The sequence below is a fragment of the Enterobacter sp. MG-EB028 genome (assembly GCF_056673305.1).
Window position 1 is genome coordinate 3,340,064 of record NZ_CP195079.1, and the last position, 20,573, is coordinate 3,360,636.

Below are 20,573 nucleotides of genomic sequence, written 5' to 3' on the forward strand. Positions count from 1 at the left end.
AGCCCCTTATGGCTGCTGCCAGAGAATGACAGCTGCCGTTACCAACAAGTTGACGAGCGTCAGCGGCAGGCACACTTTCCAGCCGAAGGACATTACCTGGTCATAACGCGGACGCGGTAACGCTGCGCGAATCAAAATGAACATCATCATGAAGAACGCGGTTTTCAGCGCGAACCAGATGAACGGCGGTAAGAACGGGCCATGCCAGCCACCAAAGAACAGCGTTACCATCAACGCGGAAATGGTGACGATACCGATGTACTCGCCCACGAAGAACAGACCGAACTTCATACCGGAATATTCGATGTGGTAACCGTCGGCCAGTTCCTGTTCGGCTTCTGGCTGGTCAAACGGGTGACGGTGACACACGGCCACGCCCGCGATAGCAAAGGTAATAAACCCAAAGAACTGCGGGATAACGTTCCAGATGTCGGCCTGGTTATTGACGATGTCGGTCATGTTGAATGAACCGGCCTGCGCCACCACGCCCATCAGGGAGAGCCCCAGGAACACTTCGTAGCTCAGCGTCTGCGCGGAAGCACGCATCGCACCCAGCAGCGAGTATTTGTTGTTACTGGACCAGCCTGCGAACAGCACCGCGTAAACCGCGAGGCCTGCCATCATCAGGAAGAACAGAATGCCGATGTTCAGGTCAGCAACCACCCAGGTCGGACTGACCGGAACGATAGCAAACGCCAGCAGCAGCGAGGTGAAGGCGATCATCGGAGCCAGAGTAAAGATCACGCGGTCCGAGAAGCGTGGGATCCAGTCCTCTTTAAAGAACATCTTGATCATGTCCGCGACCAGCTGGAGTGAACCACCCCAACCCACGCGGTTCGGTCCGTAACGGTTCTGGAACAGACCGAGCAGACGACGTTCACCAAAGCTCATGAACGCACCGCAGGTGACCACCACCAGCAGGATAACAATCGCTTTCAGAATGCTCAGCAGGATGTCGATAAGATCCGGCGTTAACCAACTCATGCTTTTGCCTCCTGCAGATTATCAAGACGCGCGCCCGCCAGAACCGGCGCGATGCCAGGCATACCCATCGGCAGACCCACCTGCCCTGCTGTCAGACCTTCGGAGATAATCAGCGGCAGGCTGATTGTCTGGCCGTCATAGCTAAAGGCGATGTTCGCGCCCGCGTTAACGCCAAGCTTCGCGGCATCCGCCGGGTTGAGCTTGATGTAAGGCTGCGGCATACGGGTCTGGAAGACCGGTGAACGCTGGGACAGCTCGTCGCTACCGAACAGATGGTAGTACGGCGCAATACGCCACTGACCATCCTGAGCCTGGAAGCTCGCCGGTACGGTCGTGAAGAAATCCAGACCGGTTTCGGAGGCTTCAATCAGACGCACGCCCGGATCGCCGTGGCGCAGGGAGCCACCCACTTCAGCCTGGAACTTGTTCCATGCCTGCGGGGAGTTCCAGCCCGGAGCCCATGCGAACGGGATTTGCGAACGCGGCGCAGACGGCTGGTTGTTCCCTTCCATGGAGAAGGCGAACATGGTGTCTTTATCCTGCGGCTGGCGCGGTTCGTGCACGCTGATGTTGGCGCGCATCGCGGTACGGCCGCTGTAGCGGTGCGGTTCACGCGCCAGTTTCTGGCCACGAATGCGGAAGCTTGCTTCAGGCGCGGCATCTTTAATGCCTGCCAGCTGAGGCAGTTTTTCGACTACCGCGTCGATAACGTGGTCGAGCTGCGTCCAGTCCACTTCACGGCTCTGCACGGTGCTGTGCAGGGAGTGCAGCCAGCGCCAGCTTTCCAGCATCACAGTGTTGCTGTCGTAGTACGCCGGGTCATAAACCTGGAAGAAACGCTGGGCGCGGCCTTCGTTGTTGATAACCGTACCGTCGCTTTCTGCGAAGCTTGCCGCAGAGAGCACCAGGTGTGCTTTGTCCATGATCGCGGTGCGCTGATGGTCAATCACCATTACCAGCGGCGCTTTGGAGAGCGCGGCGTCAACGCGAGCGGCAGACGCATGACGATGCAGGTCGTTTTCCAGCACCACAACGGCGTCAGCGGAACCGGACTCCAGTTCGCTTAATGCTTCTTCCAGCGAACCACCGCCAATCATACCCAGACCGATGCTGTTCACCGCACGGGCAATCATGGTCACGCCAACGTCCGCACCGCGGCCTTTCAGGGCTTTGGCAACGTTTGCTGCCGCCTGAACGATCTCCGCGCTGCCGGCGTTGGTACCGGAAATAATCAGCGGTTTCTTCGCACCCGCCAGGGCCTGAACAATCACGTCGACCTTGTTTTGCAGGTCGCGATCCAGCTCAACGGCTGGGGAGTTGCTGTCCAGCGCGTGGGCAATGGCAAAGCCAAGACGCGCCTGATCTTCAACCGGCGCGCAGTAGGTCCACGCGGCGATATCGTCCAGACGGGTGCTGTCGACGTTGGTCACAAACAGAGGATGCTTCGCGCGCTGGCCAATGTTGAGGATTGCCGCAATCTGCCAGTCGGCCACTTTCTGCGCCGCTGCCATTTCACGCGCTTTGCCCTTCACCGCCTGACGAACCGCCAGAGCCGCGCGTGCGCCGGTCTGCGTCAGGTCTTCACCCAGCACCAGAACCGCATCATAAGATTCGATTTCGCGCAGCGCAGGGGTATGGATACCACCTTCACGCAGCACTTTCAGTACCAGCTGCAGACGTTCCTGCTCGCCCTGGGCGATGCCGGTATAGAAGTTTTCTGCCCCAACCAGCTCACGCAGCGCGAAGTTGCTTTCGATGCTGGCGCGCGGAGAGCCGATACCGATCACTTTCTTCGACTGGCGCAGAATATCTGCCGCGCCCTGCATCGCCTGCTCGGCGTTCAGAGTGATGAAATCGTCGCCACGGCGCTGAACCGGCTGACGCGGACGGTCTTTTAGATTCACATAGCCATAGCCGAAACGACCGCGGTCGCACAGGAAATAGTGGTTAACGGTACCGTTGTAGCGGTTTTCGATACGACGCAGCTCGCCGTAACGCTCACCCGGGCTGGTGTTACAGCCGAGGGAACACTGCTGGCAGATGCTTGGCGCAAACTGCATGTCCCATTTACGGTTGTAACGCTCGGAGTGGGTTTTATCCGTGAATACGCCGGTCGGGCAGATTTCTACCAGGTTACCAGAGAATTCGCTCTCCAGCGTACCGTCTTCAGGACGACCGAAGTAGACGTTGTCATGTGCGCCATACACGCCCAGATCCTGACCGTCTGCATAGTCTTTGTAGTAACGCACGCAGCGGTAGCAGGCGATGCAGCGGTTCATTTCGTGAGAGATGAACGGCCCAAGGTCCTGGTTACGGTGGGTACGCTTGGTAAAGCGATAGCGACGGAAGCTGTGACCGGTCATCACGGTCATATCCTGAAGGTGGCAGTTACCGCCCTCTTCACAAACCGGACAGTCGTGCGGGTGGTTGGTCATCAACCACTCCACCACGCTTTCGCGGAACTGTTTGGCTTCTTCGTCATCAATCGAAATAAAGGTGCCTTCGGTGGCTGGCGTCATACAGGACATCACCAGGCGACCACGCGTGTCTTCCGCGTTTTGATATTGCTTCACCGCACACTGGCGGCAAGCACCGACGCTGCCCAGCGCCGGATGCCAGCAAAAGTACGGAATATCGAGGCCAAGAGACAGACAAGCTTCCAGCAGGTTGTCCGCCCCGTTGACTTCGTATTCTTTGCCGTCTACATGAATCGTAGCCATTAGCATGCTTCCAGTTGGCTCGGCCGAAACCGAGCGTTAATCAAAATTCTGTTTTTACCAGCGCGCTTTCAGCAGGTTCGGCTGAATACCATTAATTGAATGGGTATTGCTGAACGGCTGCTTAATGCCTGCTTCGAATTCGTCGCGGAAATATTTAATCGCGCTCTGCAGCGGCTCGACGGCACCCGGTGCGTGGGCGCAGAAGGTTTTACCTGGCCCTAAGAATCGACACAGTTGCTCAAGCGTCTCGATATCGCCCGGCTGGCCTTCGCCACGCTCAATGGCGCGCAGGATCTTCACGCTCCACGGCAGACCGTCACGGCACGGTGTACACCAGCCGCAGGACTCGCGGGCAAAGAACTCTTCCAGGTTACGCACCAGCGAGACCATGCCGATCTCGTGGTCGACGGCCATCGCCAGCGCCGTACCCAGACGGCTGCCCGCTTTACCAATGCTTTCGAATTCCATCGGCAGGTCAAGGTGGGCTTCGGTCAGGAAGTCTGTCCCTGCCCCACCCGGCTGCCAGGCTTTAAATTTCAGGCCATCGCGCATGCCGCCGGCGTAGTCTTCAAGAATTTCGCGTGCGGTGGTACCGAACGGCAGTTCCCAGACGCCAGGATTCTTCACGCGACCGGAGAAACCCATCAGCTTGGTACCGGCATCCTTGCTTGAGGAGATGCCCTGATACCACTCCACGCCGTTCGCGAGGATCGCCGGAACGTTACACAGGGTTTCGACGTTGTTGACGCAGGTCGGTTTACCCCACACGCCGGAGCTTGCCGGGAACGGTGGCTTGGAACGCGGATTCGCGCGGCGGCCTTCGAGGGAGTTAATCAGCGCGGTTTCTTCACCGCAGATATAACGCCCGGCACCGGTGTGCACGAACAGTTCGAAGTCAAAGCCGGTACCCAGGATGTTTTTACCCAGAAGACCCGCTTCTGTCGCTTCGGCAATCGCGCGACGCAGGTTTTCTGCCGCTTCGATGTACTCACCGCGCAGGAAGATGTAGCCACGGTACGCTTTCAGCGCGAACGCGGAGATCAGCATGCCTTCCACCAGCAGGTGCGGCAGCTGCTCCATCAGCAGGCGGTCTTTATAGGTGCCCGGCTCCATTTCATCGGCGTTACACAGCAGGTAACGGATGTTCATGGATTCGTCTTTTGGCATCAGGCTCCACTTCAGGCCGGTGGAGAAACCCGCGCCGCCGCGGCCTTTCAGGCCGGAATCTTTTACCGCGTTAACGATGTCCTCCGGCGCCATGCCGCCAAGGGCTTTACGCGCGCCGGCATAGCCGTTTTTGCTCTGGTATTCGTCGAGCCATACCGGCTGTTTGTCATCGCGCAGACGCCAGGTCAGCGGATGCGTCTCAGCAGTACGAATTACAGTTTTCATTTGTACTGCTCCAGCAGGTCAGGAATCGCTTCCGGCGTCAGATGGCTGTGAGTGTCCTCATCAATCATCATGGTCGGCCCCTTGTCGCAGTTACCCAGGCAGCAGGTTGGCAGCAGAGTAAAGCGTCCATCGAACGTGGTCTGGCCCGGCTTGATATTGAGCTTCTTCTCAATCGCAGCCTGAATGCCCTGATAGCCGGTGATGTGGCAGACAACGCTGTCACAGTAGCGGATCACATGGCGGCCTACCGGCTGACGGAAGATCTGGCTGTAGAACGTGGCTACGCCTTCTACGTCACTGGCCGGAATACCCAGCACTTTCGCGATTTCATAGATCGCCCCATCCGGCACCCAACCACGCTGTTTCTGTACGATTTTCAGCGCTTCAATGGACGCCGCACGCGGGTCTTCGTAGTGGTGCATCTCGTGCTCAATGGCGGCACGCTCTGCTTCACTCAGCTCAAAAGCCTCGGTTTGTGGTTGTTGATTCTCGTGCATAATTAGCGGTCCACATCTGACATAACAAAATCGATACTACCCAGATACACAATCAGGTCGGAGACCAGACTGCCGCGGATGGCGGACGGGATCTGCTGCAGGTGCGCAAAGCTCGGCGTACGCACGCGGGTACGGTAGCTCATGGTGCTGCCGTCACTGGTCAGGTAGTAACTGTTAATACCCTTGGTCGCTTCAATCATCTGGAAGGATTCTTGCGCCGGCATGACCGGACCCCAGGAAACCTGCAGGAAGTGGGTGATCAGGGTTTCGATATGCTGCAGCGTGCGCTCTTTCGGTGGCGGCGTCGTCAGCGGGTGATCCGCCTTGAACGGGCCTTCCGGCATGTTGTTGAGGCACTGCTCAAGGATGCGCAGACTCTGGCGCAGCTCTTCCACTTTCAGCATCACGCGGGTGTAGCAGTCGGAAACGCCGCCGCCAACCGGGACTTCAAAGTCGAAGTTTTCGTAACCAGAGTAAGGACGGGCTTTACGCACGTCGAAATCAATACCGGTCGCGCGCAGGCCAGCACCTGTGGTACCCCACTCCAGCGCTTCTTTCGCGCCGTAAGCAGCAACGCCCTGGGAACGGCCTTTCAGGATGGTGTTGCGCAGCGCGGCTTTCTCGTAGGAGGCCAGACGTTTTGGCATCCAGTCGAGGAATTCACGCAGCAGGCGGTCCCAGCCGCGCGGCAGATCGTGTGCCACGCCGCCGATACGGAACCAGGCCGGGTGCATACGGAAACCGGTAATCGCTTCCACCAGATCGTAGATTTTCTGACGATCGGTAAAGGCAAAGAAGACCGGAGTCATCGCGCCGACGTCCTGAATGAAGGTGGAGATGTACAGCAGGTGGCTGTTGATGCGGAACAGTTCTGACAACATCACGCGAATCACGTTAACGCGATCCGGTACGGTGATGCCTGCCAGTTTCTCAACGGCCAGCACGTATGGCATCTCGTTTACGCAGCCGCCGAGGTACTCGATACGGTCGGTATACGGAATGTAGCTGTGCCAGGACTGACGCTCGCCCATCTTCTCAGCACCGCGGTGGTGATAGCCGATGTCAGGCACGCAGTCGACAATCTCTTCGCCATCAAGCTGAAGAATAATACGGAACGCACCGTGCGCAGACGGGTGGTTTGGACCGAGGTTGAGGAACATGAAGTCCTCGTTTTCGGTACCGCGCTTCATGCCCCAGTCTTCCGGCTTGAAGGTCAGTGCTTCCATCTCCAGATCCTGCTTGGCTTTGGTCAGCTCAAACGGATCGAATTCGGTTGCACGTGCCGGGTAGTCTTTACGCAGCGGGTGGCCGGTCCAGGTCTGCGGCATCATGATGCGCGTCAGATGCGGGTGGCCGTCGAAGGTCATGCCGAACATTTCCCAGGTTTCACGCTCGTACCAGTTGGCGTTCGGGAAAAGTTTGGTGATCGTCGGCAGATGCATGTCGTTTTCAGACAATGCCACCTTGAGCATGATATCCGTGTTGCGGTCTATTGAGATCAGGTGGTAGAAAACGGAAAAATCCGCAGCAGGGAGACCCTGGCGGTGGGTACGCAGACGTTCATCCATGCCGTGTAAGTCAAACAGCATGACGTAAGGTTTTGGCAATTTCTTGAGGAAATCGACAACTTCCAGCAATTGCTCACGCTTCACCCAAACAACGGGTACCCCGGTGCGGGTCGCCTGAACGGTAAAGGCATCCGGCCCAAAACGGTTGCGCAGTTCGCCAATGACGGGGTCATCAAGATGATCCCGGGTCTGCCAGGCGGCTTCTTGCGCGGTTAAGTCGGTCATATTGTTCACCATTGCAAATGGTCCGTGGTGACTGTTAAGCCTGGCTTCGCGCTATTTGAGTAGTGATATGCGAAGGTTTTCTCCAGGCCTACAGGCGCAAATTAAATTTCGTCAGGCGTACGCAGGTTGGTGACGGCAATACGTTCACCACGTTTACGCTCGCGCTCAGACTGCATATTCGCGCGATAGACACCCTGATCGCCAACAACCCATGAAAGCGGGCGACGTTCTTTACCGATAGACTCCTGCAGCAGCATCAGCGCCTGCATATAGGCTTCTGGACGCGGCGGACAGCCCGGAATGTAAACATCCACCGGAATGAACTTATCAACGCCCTGCACGACGGAATAAATGTCGTACATACCCCCAGAGTTTGCACATGCGCCCATGGAAATAACCCATTTTGGCTCCAGCATCTGGTCATAAAGACGCTGAATAACAGGTGCCATCTTGGTAAAGCAGGTACCGGCTACCACCATCAGGTCAGCCTGACGCGGGGAAGCACGCAGTACCTCGGCCCCAAAACGCGCAACGTCATGCACCGCAGTGAATGACGTCACCATTTCAACGTAGCAGCAAGAAAGACCAAAGTTGTATGGCCAGATAGAGTTCTTACGACCCCAGTTGACCATATCGTGCATGGCATGTTCGAGTTTGCCCATGTACACGCTTTTATTGACTTCTTGCTCCAGGGGGTCGGTTACGATCTCCTGTTTTTGCAGGGGGTAACGGTCATTCTCACCGTTAGGATCTATGCGGGTGAGCGTATAATCCATCTTATTGCCTCGCTGTTACTGCTGACGATTAGAGATACTGTTTTCCGGGTTGATGTGTTCACGACGTGAACGCGCAGGCGTCCAGTCAAGCGCGCCAATACGCACCAGATAAACCAGACCGGCCAGTAACACTAAAATGAAAATTGCGGCCTCGACAAAGCCCACCCAACCACTTTCGCGAATGGAGGTCGACCATGCGAACAGGTAGAGCGCTTCCACGTCGAAGATGACGAAGAACATCGCTACCAGATAGAACTTGGCAGACAGGCGTAAGCGAGCGGAACCTACTGAATCAATACCTGATTCGAAAGGTGTGTTTTTGTGCCTTGCACGGGCGCGACCGCCCAGGAACCAGCCGCCGACTAACATCAGGCAGCACAGGCCAATGGCTACAATAAGAAAGATTGCGAATGCCCAGTGATGAGCGATGACTTCTGTGGATGTTGACATACTCATTGCTTACTCATCAAAAGTGATACCAACGACACTGCTCTTGCTGGCAGATGGGCATCACATCGATTCATGGGGAGGAACAAATAACCTTACACTAACTGTCTGAAATGAGACGTAGACAGCAAAATGATGGGGTTTTTTACTCCTTTCTATAACCTATTGTCAACTTTAACAAAGGTTTCTTCACATTAAATTACATCGAGCGATTCTCATTAACATTTGGTGCCCTTTAACCCTGGTGGTTACCGGACTTTTCGTCAAATGTGTGTTGTTGAATCGTGTCCGTTTTGGAAGTAAAAAAAATAACCCTCCTATTTTGACAGGATTTGCCAACGATTCCTCCCCCCAAATAGGAGTATTTTCTTGATCTGAGACACGCTTTTGTTAATTCAACCAAAAAACCGGCAACATATTTGCTGCTTTTTTAACATTGAGGGACTATGGACGAAGTTAGAACGCAAAACGAACAATATTTAAGCGGAAGCATTTACCTCTTTGATATGTATGATCTCTTTATGAAAACCTGGTGACGAATGGGGATAATATTGTCAAAAAAAAGCCACTGCGTGCGAAAACGACACGAGTGGCTTTTTTTTACACTTACAATTTGTTACCAGAATTTTGAGCTTTTGATCACTCAAAGTCACCTTCTACGATCAGGGAATCATCCCCCCCTTCGGAGGTAACATGCTCAAACTGCCACGGGTTGTGGTAGTTTTGCATCGCCTCAAACACCACCTTTGCCAACTCGTTGTGACTGGCCGCGTTATGGCAAAGCAGGTACTCGGTATCCGGCAGCGCAGGGAGCCCGTCTGCTTTACCAAGAACGCGCAGATCGGGGCTCATCATCTCCACCGGACGGGCCGTGACGCCAAGACCGGCTTTCACCGCGGCACGCACCGCGGGCAATGTAGATGCCACATAGGCCAGACGCCACGGAATGTTGGCTTCATTTAACGCCGTTAGCACCATATCGCGGAAGGGACTCGGATCGTCCAGTAAAACCAGCGGTACCGGCTCCCCTTTTTGCAGCACATATTCAGCCGCGCAATACCAGTGCGTTGGCGATGTGCGCAACGTCAGACAATCAAACTGCCCGGGACGATGCGTCGTGACCACCAGGTCGACCTTATTCTCATTTAACATCTCAACCATAAAGGCATTGCGTTTTACGCTAACATCCAGCGCAAGCTTCGGATAAACCGAGCTAATTCGATTGAGAAGAAACGGCAAAATAGTATCCGCTGACTCATCAGATGCCCCTAAAGTTAACACCCCCTGAAGGTTGCTAAACATTAATGACATACATGCTTCATCATTAAAGCGAAGAATTTTCCTGGCATAACCCAGTAGCTGAATACCGTGTTCCGTTAAGAGCTTATTACGCCCGTGACGGGCAAAAAGCTCTTTCCCAACCAGTTGCTCCAGCCGCTGCATTTGCTGGCTAACGGCGGACTGAGTTCGGCAGACGGCGGCAGCAGCTGCTGCAAAAGTGTTGAGATCGGCGACCGCAACAAACGTTCTCAGCAGATCGAGGTCGAGATTCATTATCGGACGATTTGCATTTATCATATCTATTCACTTTCAGGTTGCTCGTGCGGAGCTGCCCGGGTTGAAGCTGTGTGTAACAGTTAAGCAATTCCTTCTGAAGGTTTTCCCTCGCATCCCGGCCCGGCAGACTGCCTGACAGATAGTTATTGTGCTGCTTTATATCAACAGTCAGAAAGCACGTTTCATGACGTTATTTTTATTCTCTTAAACGTTCTGGATATTTAGATGTTCGCAGGTTTATGTAAATTACATTAAAGGCGTAACACTTTTTCTGCCATCTTTATCGCAGCGCTGTCAACGTAGCAGGAGATGTTTGACACATTCCAGCCAGAGATAACTCCAACAATAACAATCAATTAAATCAGAAAGCCAGTTTGAGATATACAAAGCTTGTGCATCTTTCTTCTGCTTTCCTTAAAGACATCTTAACCCAAATCCACTTTATTTATAAGTCTTATTGCAATATTCAGGATTAAGGAGGTTTGTTAAGCTTCTCAACTAATTTTATTAAAATTAACTAAAGTTGCATTTTGTTCGCTAATAATAAATAAATTTTAATTTTGATTAAAGCCATTCATTAATAACACTTAACATTAATTTCACATGATTAACTTTTAGCCGCTTCGGACTATTACTGCAAGATTTTTCCAACACTCAGGTTTTACGAAAAGTCACTTAGCGTGACTTCTGTCTCCTTCCTGCGCGCCATTTATTTTACATCAGAACAATATACATAATTAATAGAATTATACAGCATAATTAACCTTAACCAGCGACCAGATCAATACGTTAAGTCCGCAAAATCGTCAACGACCAGCCAAATAGATTCATCAGAAATTCGCATCGTGCACAAAATCTTCTCCTGTACACCCTTCAAAACGGAGCGAGGGGGGAGTACATTATTCCGTGCTGACTTCCACGGCAGGGAGTGGCAATAATAGCGAAAAGGTTAAAGGTTCATGTCCCCTATCGAAAAATCCAGCAAGCTAGATAACGTCTGTTATGACATCCGTGGCCCGGTTCTGAAAGAGGCAAAACGCCTTGAAGAAGAAGGCAATAAGGTTCTGAAGCTCAACATTGGTAACCCCGCGCCATTTGGTTTTGACGCGCCGGATGAGATTCTGGTTGATGTGATCCGCAACCTGCCTACGGCACAAGGCTATTGCGATTCAAAGGGACTTTACTCGGCACGTAAAGCCATTATGCAGCACTACCAGGCGCGCGGTATGCGTGACGTTACCGTCGAAGATATTTACATTGGCAACGGCGTCTCCGAACTGATCGTTCAGGCCATGCAGGCGCTGCTGAACAGCGGCGACGAAATGCTGGTTCCCGCGCCGGACTACCCGCTATGGACGGCTGCCGTATCACTCTCCAGCGGTAAAGCGGTACATTATCTTTGCGACGAATCTTCTGACTGGTTCCCGGATCTGGATGACATTCGCGCGAAAATCACGCCTCGCACGCGTGGGATTGTGATCATCAACCCGAACAACCCAACGGGTGCGGTCTATTCAAAAGAGCTGCTGATGGAGATCGTGGAGATCGCCCGCCAGCACAACCTGATCATCTTCGCTGACGAAATCTACGACAAGATCCTCTATGACGCGGCACAACACCACTCTATCGCCGCGCTGGCCCCGGACCTGCTGACCGTCACCTTCAACGGCCTGTCTAAAACCTACCGCGTGGCCGGTTTCCGTCAGGGCTGGATGGTGCTGAACGGCCCGAAAAAACACGCTAAAGGCTATATTGAAGGGCTTGAGATGCTGGCGTCGATGCGTCTTTGCGCTAACGTGCCTGCGCAGCACGCGATCCAGACGGCGCTGGGCGGATACCAGAGCATCAGCGAGTTTATTGTCCCTGGCGGTCGCCTGTACGAACAGCGTAACCGCGCATGGGAACTGATCAACGATATTCCGGGCGTCTCCTGCGTGAAGCCGAACGGGGCGCTGTATATGTTCCCTAAAATCGACGCGAAGCGCTTCAATATTCATGACGATCAGAAAATGGTGCTCGATTTCCTGCTGCAGGAAAAAGTGCTGCTGGTTCAGGGGACGGCGTTTAACTGGCCGTGGCCGGACCACGTGCGTATCGTAACCTTGCCGCGCGAAGACGATCTCGAAATGGCCATCAGCCGCTTCGGGCGATTCCTCTCTGGGTACCATCAGTAATCTTAAAATCAGGCTACTTCGGTAGCCTGATTTGCATCTTCCCTCCCCTCCCCGCACAATGAAGTCCTGTCGCAGTGAAGACAAAAGGTAACCTATGAGCCAGAGCCATTTCTTTGCCCACCTCTCCCGCCTGAAACTGATCAACCGCTGGCCGCTAATGCGCAACGTACGTACAGAGAACGTGTCTGAGCACAGCCTGCAGGTTGCTATGGTCGCTCATGCGCTGGCTGCTATTAAGAACCGCAAATTTAACGGGCAGGTGAATGCCGAGCGCATCGCTCTGCTGGCGATGTACCACGACGCATCAGAGGTGCTGACCGGCGACCTGCCTACGCCAGTGAAATATTTCAACTCGCAGATTGCACAGGAATATAAGGCTATCGAGAAGATTGCCCAGCACAAACTTATCGAGATGGTGCCCGAAGAGCTGCGCGATATCTTTGAACCGCTCATCGACGAGCATCAGTATACGGAAGAGGAAAAGTCGCTGGTCAAGCAGGCCGACGCGCTGTGCGCCTATCTGAAGTGTCTGGAAGAGCTGTCTGCGGGCAATAATGAGTTTTTACTGGCTAAAACGCGTCTGGAAAAAACGCTGGAATCCCGCCGCAGCGAAGAGATGGACTATTTCATGCAGGTATTTGTACCGAGCTTCCATCTGTCGCTGGACGAGATTAGCCAGGATTCACCGCTTTAACTATTTGCCCAGCGGCGCTGTGCTTGCAGGGCCTACGCGTCATGTAGGCCAGGTAAGGCGCAGCCGCCACCCGGCGATGTTCTCAGAACGGGAATAAAACCGGAATTAACACCACGCACACCACCATCACCAGTACGGTGAACGGCACGCCCAGCTTCACGAAATCGCTGAACTTATAATTCCCCGGCCCCAGCACCAGCGTGTTAACCGGCGAAGAAACCGGCGTCATAAACGCCGCGGACGCCGCCATCGCGACCATCATCGCAAACGGATACGGCGACACGCCCATGGATTTCGCCATCGCCAGCGCAATAGGCGCCATCAGCACCGCCGTCGCGGTGTTGGAGATAAACAACCCGATCGTGGCGCACATGACAAACAGACAGACCATCATCATGTACGGACCATACCCACCGCCCACGTCCATCAAGCCTTTTACGATCAGATCCACCCCGCCGGTTTTTTGCAGTGCGAGGGCAAAAGGCATCATCCCGACGATAAGAATAATGCTCGGCCAGTGAATGGCTTTATACGCGCTTTCGGCGTCAATACAGCGGAATTTCCCCATCAGCAGGCAGGCGATAATGGCCGCGACCGGATTAGGGATTTCATCGGTCAGCATCAGCGCCACCATCAGCACCAGACAGAAAATCGCATGCGGTGCCTGGCTGTGCGCCGGTGACGCATCGCTCTCTTCGACCGGCATGTTGAGCACTACAAAATCACGTCCTTTTTGTCCGAGCTGGCTTATCAGCTTCCAGTTGCCGACGACGAGAAAGATATCGCCCAGCAGGATCGGCTCATCGACGACGGCCCCCTCCATCGCCACGCCATCGCGCTTCAGCCCCACGACGTTCAGGCCATAGCGGGTACGGAACCCCATTTCACGCACGGTTTTACCCAACAGTTCCGATTCCGGTATCAGCGACACTTCGGCCATGCCCACATCCAGCGCCTGATCGGAAAAATACTCGCCGCGCAGCACCATCGGCTCCAGCAGCTGTTCGCTGCAAAACTCACGCAGATCCACCTCCGCGGTAGACATATCGATCAGCAGGACGTCTCGCGCCCGAAATTCCGATACCCCGTTAACGTTGACGATCACCCGGCGAAAACGGCGCCAGCGCTCTACGCCAATTACGTTCGCGCCATAACGCTCGCGCAGCTTAAGGTCGTCGAGCCGCTGGCCAACCATCGGCGAGCCGGGGCGAATGGCCAGACGGCGCGCCCGCCCGGAGAGACGGTACTCCCTGATCAGATCGCGGAAGGTACGTCGCTTCCACCCCTCTTTGTTCTTATCCTGTTTGTCGCCTTTCAGGGCAAAACGGGTCAGCAGCATATAGATCACGCCCATCGCCAGAATCACCAGCCCAAGCGGGGTGACGCTGAAAAAGCTGAAGCCCTGAAATCCTTCCCGAAGCAGCTCGCTGTTGACGACCAGGTTCGGCGGCGTCGCCACCAGCGTCATCATACCGCTGATCAAACCGGCAAAGCTCAGGGGCATCATCAGGCGCGACGGCGAGCTCTGCATCCGCATGGAGACGCTCAGCACCACCGGGATAAAAATGGCGACCACGCCCGTTGAGCTCATAAATGCCCCCAGACCGGCGACCGTCAGCATCAGATAGATCAGCATTTTGGTTTCACTGCTGCCGGCCACCTTGACCAGCCACGCGCCCATGATGGTTGCCACGCCGGTGCGCACAAGGCCGTCGCCGATGATAAACAGGGCGGCAATCAGGATAACGTTGGGGTCGCTGAACCCGGAGAAGGCTTCCGGTAGCGTGAGCGTGCCGCTCAGCACAAACGCGACAATGACAAACAGGGCAACGGCATCCATGCGCACCTTGCCTGTGGCGAAGAGAATAATGGCGATTAAAAGCAGGCTCAGAACCCAGATCAGTTCACCGTTCACAACCTATCCTTGTCAGTGGAAGATGAGAAATTCTGCCATAAAAAAGCCCCAGCAGCGTGGGGCTATATCATGGGATTACATTTTTAGCGAGACGGTTACAACTCCATCGGGTGCTTTTGCCACCGCCAGCGCCGTCAGGGAATTAATCACAAAGTCCGCCTCGTCCAGGCGTGGGGACCCCGCCGGAACGTTTACGGCAATGACGTGGCTACCGGCGTTCAGCCCGGCCAGCACGCCAGCGGCCGCATCTTCCACCACCACGCACTCTGCAGGCGCGAAGCCCAGCATTTCTGCACCAAGCAGAAACGCATCCGGCTCCGGCTTGCCGCGTTTGACGCGCTCTGCCGTAATGAACACCTCTGGCTTCGGTAAGCCGGCCGCCTTATGGCGGGCATGAGCGACCGGAACAGAGCCGGAGGTAACAATCGCCCACGGGATCTGCGCTTCATTCAGATGCTCAAGCAGTTCGCGCGCCCCGGGCAACGCGGTAATGCCCTCGGTATCGGTGGCCTCAATCTGCTCCAGGTATTTGAACTCCGCCTGGATCTCCTCCTCAGAACGCCCCGCTAAGAAGTGCCGCAATGAGGTAATGGCCTGTTTGCCATGGATAAAATTCAGCACGTCCTGATGATCGATGCCGTGCCGGTCGGCCCAGTGGCACCACGAGCGCTCCACAACCGGCAGCGAATCCACCAGCGTACCGTCCAAATCAAACAGAAAACCTTTACACTGCACACGCACCTCCGTCAGGCATTAATAATTTGTTGAATTTCGTTGCTGCTTAAATGGTACTGGCGCGGGCAGGCGTGCCACGCGCTCAGCATACGCTGGTATTTATCCCACATAGGGGTCTGGGCGTTGAAACCGTGCGTACCCGCATCAAAGTGGGTGTAACGCCCTTCGGTGTTCACCATAAAGCGCACGTAGCTCAGATAGCGCGCTTCCGTCGCTGCATCAAAGCCTAAGAAGGTGACGCGGCGTTCGTCAATGGACTGCTGGTCTTTGAGATTCGTCCAGGACACATGCAGGGCGTGGTACATCTCCATAATGTCGATCACGACGCGGCAGGTTTCTTCTTTCAGCTCGCCAAATTCGCGGTCCAGTTCACGCATTTGCAAACCGAACCCTCGTTCGACGATGGTCTGCAGGCGGCTGTAGCGCGCAGCGTTATCGGGATCAAGCATAGTCATCATCTTGTACTGGTTAGACAAAATCAGACGTTGAGCATGGGTCATTTCCATCTTTCGACTCCTGTAGCGCATTGCACTGTAAAAAAAAGACACGGTAACGGTTTGTTACTGTGCCTTCTTTTGTTAGTCGTTTCGATGATCAATCACAAGTCATCGAGGAATGTTTTATCCAACTGCTTAAAAGCACGCTTTAACGTGTCCGCCAGCGCCTGGTAATCCGGCTTGCCTTCAACCGGGGCCAGCGCCTGCCCGGCCTCCTCCAGTTTTCCACGCACTTCATAAAACCAGTGTAAAATAGAAGGCGGAAGCGGCGTGATGGAGCGTTTACCTAACCACCACAGCCCCTGCATCGGCAGGCTTAACGCGAAGAGCGCCGTCGCGACGGCAGGGCCAAGCTGTCCACCGAGGGCGATTTGCCAGCACAGGGTAAAGATGGCAACCGGAGGCATAAAGCGAATCGCATAGCGCGTAGCGCGGATGGTGCGATTCTCAATAAACATTGGCGCAAGGCGCTTTTCCATTGGCCACGTCTTTGCGTAATGCTGTCCCCGACGAAACAGACTGAAAAAGTTCACGGACGGGATTTCGGGTGTCGACATGGCTGTACCTCAACTTCACATATAAAAATTAAAATTTTTGTGCAAAACCACAACAGGCTATGACAACGTTCAAAATATTTTGTCATCGCTACCCCGTATCGGGTATCCTGTGCCAGCCTGATAGGGCCATAGACGAGAAGCATTAACTCGTCAAATTATCGCATATTATGCCATTGGCTGAAAATTGTGCAAAATGGCATAAAATCATAGTTATTTCTTTCATCATGCCAGAATGTTCGTTTGCCATGATGTTAATCATAAATGTCTGAGTCATCATGCGTTACGCTGTTAGACTCACTGACGTTTTTTTAGCCACGTATCAATAATAGGTACTTCCATGTCGAGTAAGTTAGTACTGGTTCTGAACTGCGGTAGCTCCTCACTGAAATTCGCCATCATCGATGCGCTCAACGGTGACGAGTACCTCTCTGGTTTGGCCGAATGTTTCCATCTGCCTGAAGCACGTATCAAGTGGAAGATGGACGGCAGCAAACAAGAAGCGGCTTTAGGTGCAGGCGCCGCTCACAGTGAAGCGCTGAACTTTATCGTTAACACTATTCTGGCACAAAAACCAGAACTGTCTGCTCAGCTGACTGCGATTGGTCACCGTATCGTCCACGGCGGCGAAAAATACACCAGCTCCGTCGTGATCGACGACTCTGTTATCCAGGGCATCAAAGACTCTGCCTCTTTTGCTCCGCTGCACAACCCGGCGCACCTGATTGGTATCGCTGAAGCACTGAAGTCCTTCCCGAATCTGAAAGACAAAAACGTGGCCGTGTTCGACACCGCGTTCCATCAGACCATGCCGGAAGAGTCTTACCTCTATGCCCTGCCGTACAGCCTGTACAAAGAGCACGGCGTACGTCGCTACGGCGCGCACGGCACCAGCCACTTCTATGTGACTCAGGAAGCCGCAAAAATCCTGAACAAACCTGTTGAAGAAGTGAACATCATCACCTGCCACCTGGGCAACGGTGGTTCTGTTTCTGCTATCCGCAACGGTAAATGTGTTGATACCTCCATGGGTCTGACCCCGCTGGAAGGTCTGGTGATGGGTACCCGTTCCGGTGACATCGACCCGGCGATCATCTTCCACCTGCACGACACCCTGGGCATGAGCGTTGACGACATCAACAAAATGCTGACCAAAGAGTCTGGCCTGCTGGGTCTGACCGAAGTCACCAGCGACTGCCGCTATGTTGAAGACAACTACGCTGAGAAAGCTGACGCTAAACGTGCAATGGACGTTTACTGCCACCGTCTGGCGAAGTACATCGGCTCTTACACTGCACTGATGGACGGTCGTCTGGACGCGGTGATCTTCACCGGCGGTATCGGTGAGAACGCGGCAATGGTTCGTGAACTGTCCCTGGGCAAACTGGGCGTTCTGGGCTTCGACGTTGATCACGAGCGTAACCTGGCTGCTCGCTTCGGCAAGTCTGGTTTCATCAACAAAGAAGGCACCCGTCCGGCAATCGTTATTCCAACTAACGAAGAGCTGGTCATCGCGCAAGACGCGCATCGCCTGACTGCCTGATTCCACACCGCCAGCAATGCTGGCGGTGCTGTTTTGTAACCCGCCCAATATCGGCGGTAACGAAAGAGGATAAACCGTGTCCCGTACTATTATGCTGATCCCTACCGGAACCAGCGTCGGCCTGACCAGCGTCAGCCTTGGCGTGATCCGTGCTATGGAACGCAAAGGCGTTCGTCTGAGCGTCTTTAAGCCAATCGCCCAGCCGCGTGCCGGTGGCGATGCGCCAGACCAGACGACCACCATCGTTCGCAAAAACTCCAATCTGCCAGCGGCTGAACCGCTGAAGATGAGCCACGTCGAGTCTCTGCTCTCCAGCAACCAGAAAGACGTGCTGATGGAAGAGATCATCGCTAACTACCACGCTAACGCGCAAGACGCAGAAGTGGTGCTGGTAGAAGGTCTGGTTCCTACCCGCAAACACCAGTTTGCCCAGTCTCTGAACTTTGAAATCGCGAAAACCCTGAACGCAGAGATCGTTTTCGTAATGTCTCAGGGCACTGACACCCCGGAACAGCTGAACGAGCGTATCGAACTGACGCGCAGCAGCTTCGGCGGTGCGAAAAACACCAACATCACCGGCGTGATCGTCAACAAACTGAACGCGCCAGTGGATGAGCAGGGCCGTACTCGCCCTGACCTGTCTGAAATCTTCGACGACTCTTCCAAAGCGAAAGTCATCAAAGTTGACCCGGCTAAGCTGCAGGAATCCAGCCCGCTTCCGGTTCTGGGCGCGGTGCCATGGAGCTTCGATCTGATTGCCACCCGTGCAATCGATATGGCGCGTCACCTGAACGCTACCATCGTTAACGAAGGCGATATCAACACACGCCGCGTGAAGTCCGTGACCTTCTGTGCGCGCAGCATTCCGCACATGCTGGAACACTTCCGCGCAGGCTCCCTGCTGGTGACCTCCGCTGACCGTCCTGACGTGCTGGTTGCAGCGTGTCTGGCGGCGATGAACGGCGTGGAAATTGGCGCCATCCTGCTGACCGGTGCCTACGAGATGGACCCACGCGTGAGCAAGCTTTGCGAACGCGCTTTCGCCACTGGCCTGCCGGTCTTCATGGTGAACACCAACACCTGGCAGACCTCCCTGAGCCTGCAGAGCTTCAACCTTGAAGTGCCGGTTGATGACCACGAGCGTATCGAGAAAGTTCAGGAATACGTTGCTGGCTACATCAACGCAGACTGGATCGAATCCCTGACTGCCACCTCTGAGCGCAGCCGTCGCCTGTCTCCACCGGCCTTCCGTTACCAGCTGACCGAGCTGGCGCGTAAAGCGGGCAAACGCGTTGTGCTGCCAGAAGGCGACGAACCACGTACCGTTAAAGCGGCTGCCATCTGTGCAGAGCGCGGCATCGCGACCTGCGTGCTGCTGGGCAACCCGGATGAGATCAACCGCGTAGCGGCGTCTCAGGGCGTTGAGCTGGGCACTGGCATCGAAATCGTTGACCCTGAAGTGGTTCGCGAAAGCTACGTTGCCCGTCTGGTTGAGCTGCGTAAGAGCAAAGGCATGACCGAAGCCGTTGCGCGCGAGCAGCTGGAAGACAACGTGGTGCTGGGCACGCTGATGCTGGAGCAGGACGAAGTTGACGGTCTGGTTTCCGGTGCGGTTCACACCACCGCGAATACTATCCGCCCACCGCTGCAGCTGATCAAAACGGCACCGGGCAGCTCTCTGGTCTCCTCCGTGTTCTTCATGCTGCTGCCTGAACAGGTTTACGTTTACGGCGACTGCGCAATCAACCCGGATCCTACCGCAGAACAGCTGGCTGAGATCGCTATCCAGTCCGCAGACTCCGCGACCGCTTTCGGTATCGAGCCGCGCGTAGCGATGCTCTCCTACTCCACCGGCACCTCTGGTGCAGGTAGCGACGTAGAGAAAGTGCGTGAAGCGACCCGCATTGCGCAGGAAAAACGTCCTGATCTGATGATCGACGGCCCACTGCAGTACGACGCCGCGGTAATGGCTGACGTTGCGAAATCCAAAGCGCCGAACTCGCCGGTTGCAGGTCGCGCGACCGTGTTCATCTTCCCGGATCTGAACACCGGTAACACCACCTACAAAGCGGTACAGCGTTCAGCAGACCTGATCTCCATCGGGCCTATGCTGCAGGGTATGCGCAAGCCTGTGAACGACCTGTCCCGCGGTGCGCTGGTTGACGATATCGTCTACACCATCGCGCTGACGGCGATCCAGTCTTCGCAGCAGCAGTAGTTAAAAAGCCCGGTGGCGCTAGCGCTTACCGGGCCTATGGTTTTGTAGGCCGGATAAGCGAAGCGCCATCCGGCAAA

General features: G+C 54.9%; 16 protein-coding genes. 4 read left to right on the forward strand and 12 right to left on the reverse strand.

The window, feature by feature from the left end:
* Positions 1-6 precede the first annotated feature (6 nt).
* The 8 genes from nuoH to lrhA form a co-directional block, all read right to left on the reverse strand.
* Complete coding sequence (gene nuoH / locus ACR42C_RS15790; protein WP_008500211.1) at positions 7-984, reverse strand: NADH-quinone oxidoreductase subunit NuoH; 978 nt, start codon at positions 982-984, stop codon at positions 7-9.
* Entirely contained in the window at positions 981-3,704 is a 2,724-nt protein-coding gene (gene nuoG, locus ACR42C_RS15795; RefSeq protein WP_163330272.1) for an NADH-quinone oxidoreductase subunit NuoG, read from the reverse strand. Before nuoG ends, nuoH begins: the two co-directional genes overlap by 4 nt.
* A 54-nt stretch (positions 3,705-3,758) precedes the next feature.
* Positions 3,759-5,096: an NADH-quinone oxidoreductase subunit NuoF gene (gene nuoF, locus ACR42C_RS15800; protein WP_479984314.1), complete on the reverse strand. Its 1,338-nt coding sequence runs from the start codon at positions 5,094-5,096 to the stop codon at positions 3,759-3,761.
* Positions 5,093-5,593, reverse strand: a complete 501-nt coding sequence (gene nuoE / locus ACR42C_RS15805) for an NADH-quinone oxidoreductase subunit NuoE (RefSeq protein ID WP_006176513.1) — start codon at positions 5,591-5,593, stop codon at positions 5,093-5,095. Before nuoE ends, nuoF begins: the two co-directional genes overlap by 4 nt.
* A gap of 2 nt (positions 5,594-5,595) precedes the next feature.
* Positions 5,596-7,398 (reverse strand): NADH-quinone oxidoreductase subunit C/D, encoded by a 1,803-nt coding sequence (gene nuoC, locus ACR42C_RS15810; RefSeq protein ID WP_028013933.1) that lies wholly within the window; start codon positions 7,396-7,398, stop codon positions 5,596-5,598.
* Positions 7,399-7,487: 89 nt separating this feature from the next.
* Positions 7,488-8,162: an NADH-quinone oxidoreductase subunit NuoB gene (gene nuoB, locus ACR42C_RS15815; RefSeq protein WP_003861482.1), complete on the reverse strand. Its 675-nt coding sequence runs from the start codon at positions 8,160-8,162 to the stop codon at positions 7,488-7,490.
* A 15-nt stretch (positions 8,163-8,177) separates the two neighbouring features.
* Complete coding sequence (gene nuoA, locus ACR42C_RS15820; RefSeq protein ID WP_014171000.1) at positions 8,178-8,618, reverse strand: NADH-quinone oxidoreductase subunit NuoA; 441 nt, start codon at positions 8,616-8,618, stop codon at positions 8,178-8,180.
* Positions 8,619-9,248: 630 nt separating this feature from the next.
* On the reverse strand, positions 9,249-10,187 hold the full coding sequence (gene lrhA, locus ACR42C_RS15825; RefSeq protein ID WP_192983197.1) for a transcriptional regulator LrhA: 939 nt from the start codon (positions 10,185-10,187) through the stop codon (positions 9,249-9,251).
* 938 nt (positions 10,188-11,125) lie between these two features.
* On the opposite strand from lrhA, the gene alaA reads away from it, so the two are divergent.
* Both alaA and yfbR read left to right on the forward strand, forming a co-directional pair.
* Positions 11,126-12,340, forward strand: a complete 1,215-nt coding sequence (gene alaA / locus ACR42C_RS15830) for an alanine transaminase AlaA (protein WP_111962578.1) — start codon at positions 11,126-11,128, stop codon at positions 12,338-12,340.
* A gap of 94 nt (positions 12,341-12,434) precedes the next feature.
* Entirely contained in the window at positions 12,435-13,034 is a 600-nt protein-coding gene (gene yfbR / locus ACR42C_RS15835; protein ID WP_116338568.1) for a 5'-deoxynucleotidase, read from the forward strand.
* Positions 13,035-13,116: 82 nt separating this feature from the next.
* On the opposite strand, the gene ACR42C_RS15840 is transcribed toward yfbR, so the two are convergent.
* From ACR42C_RS15840 to yfbV, 4 genes are all read right to left on the reverse strand, one after another.
* Positions 13,117-14,949: an SLC13 family permease gene (locus ACR42C_RS15840; RefSeq protein ID WP_116338566.1), complete on the reverse strand. Its 1,833-nt coding sequence runs from the start codon at positions 14,947-14,949 to the stop codon at positions 13,117-13,119.
* A 75-nt stretch (positions 14,950-15,024) separates the two neighbouring features.
* Entirely contained in the window at positions 15,025-15,684 is a 660-nt protein-coding gene (locus tag ACR42C_RS15845; protein ID WP_116338564.1) for a sugar phosphatase, read from the reverse strand.
* 11 nt (positions 15,685-15,695) lie between these two features.
* Entirely contained in the window at positions 15,696-16,190 is a 495-nt protein-coding gene (locus ACR42C_RS15850; protein WP_163330273.1) for a YfbU family protein, read from the reverse strand.
* Between the two features lie 92 nt (positions 16,191-16,282).
* Positions 16,283-16,738, reverse strand: coding sequence for a terminus macrodomain insulation protein YfbV (yfbV, locus tag ACR42C_RS15855; RefSeq protein ID WP_061097539.1), 456 nt, complete (start codon positions 16,736-16,738; stop codon positions 16,283-16,285).
* Positions 16,739-17,075: 337 nt separating this feature from the next.
* On the opposite strand from yfbV, the gene ackA reads away from it, so the two are divergent.
* A complete protein-coding gene (gene ackA, locus ACR42C_RS15860) occupies positions 17,076-18,278 on the forward strand; it encodes an acetate kinase (protein ID WP_116338560.1) in 1,203 nt (400 codons plus the stop codon).
* Between the two features lie 76 nt (positions 18,279-18,354).
* Complete coding sequence (gene pta, locus ACR42C_RS15865) at positions 18,355-20,496, forward strand: phosphate acetyltransferase (RefSeq protein WP_116338558.1); 2,142 nt, start codon at positions 18,355-18,357, stop codon at positions 20,494-20,496.
* Positions 20,497-20,573 lie beyond the last annotated feature (77 nt).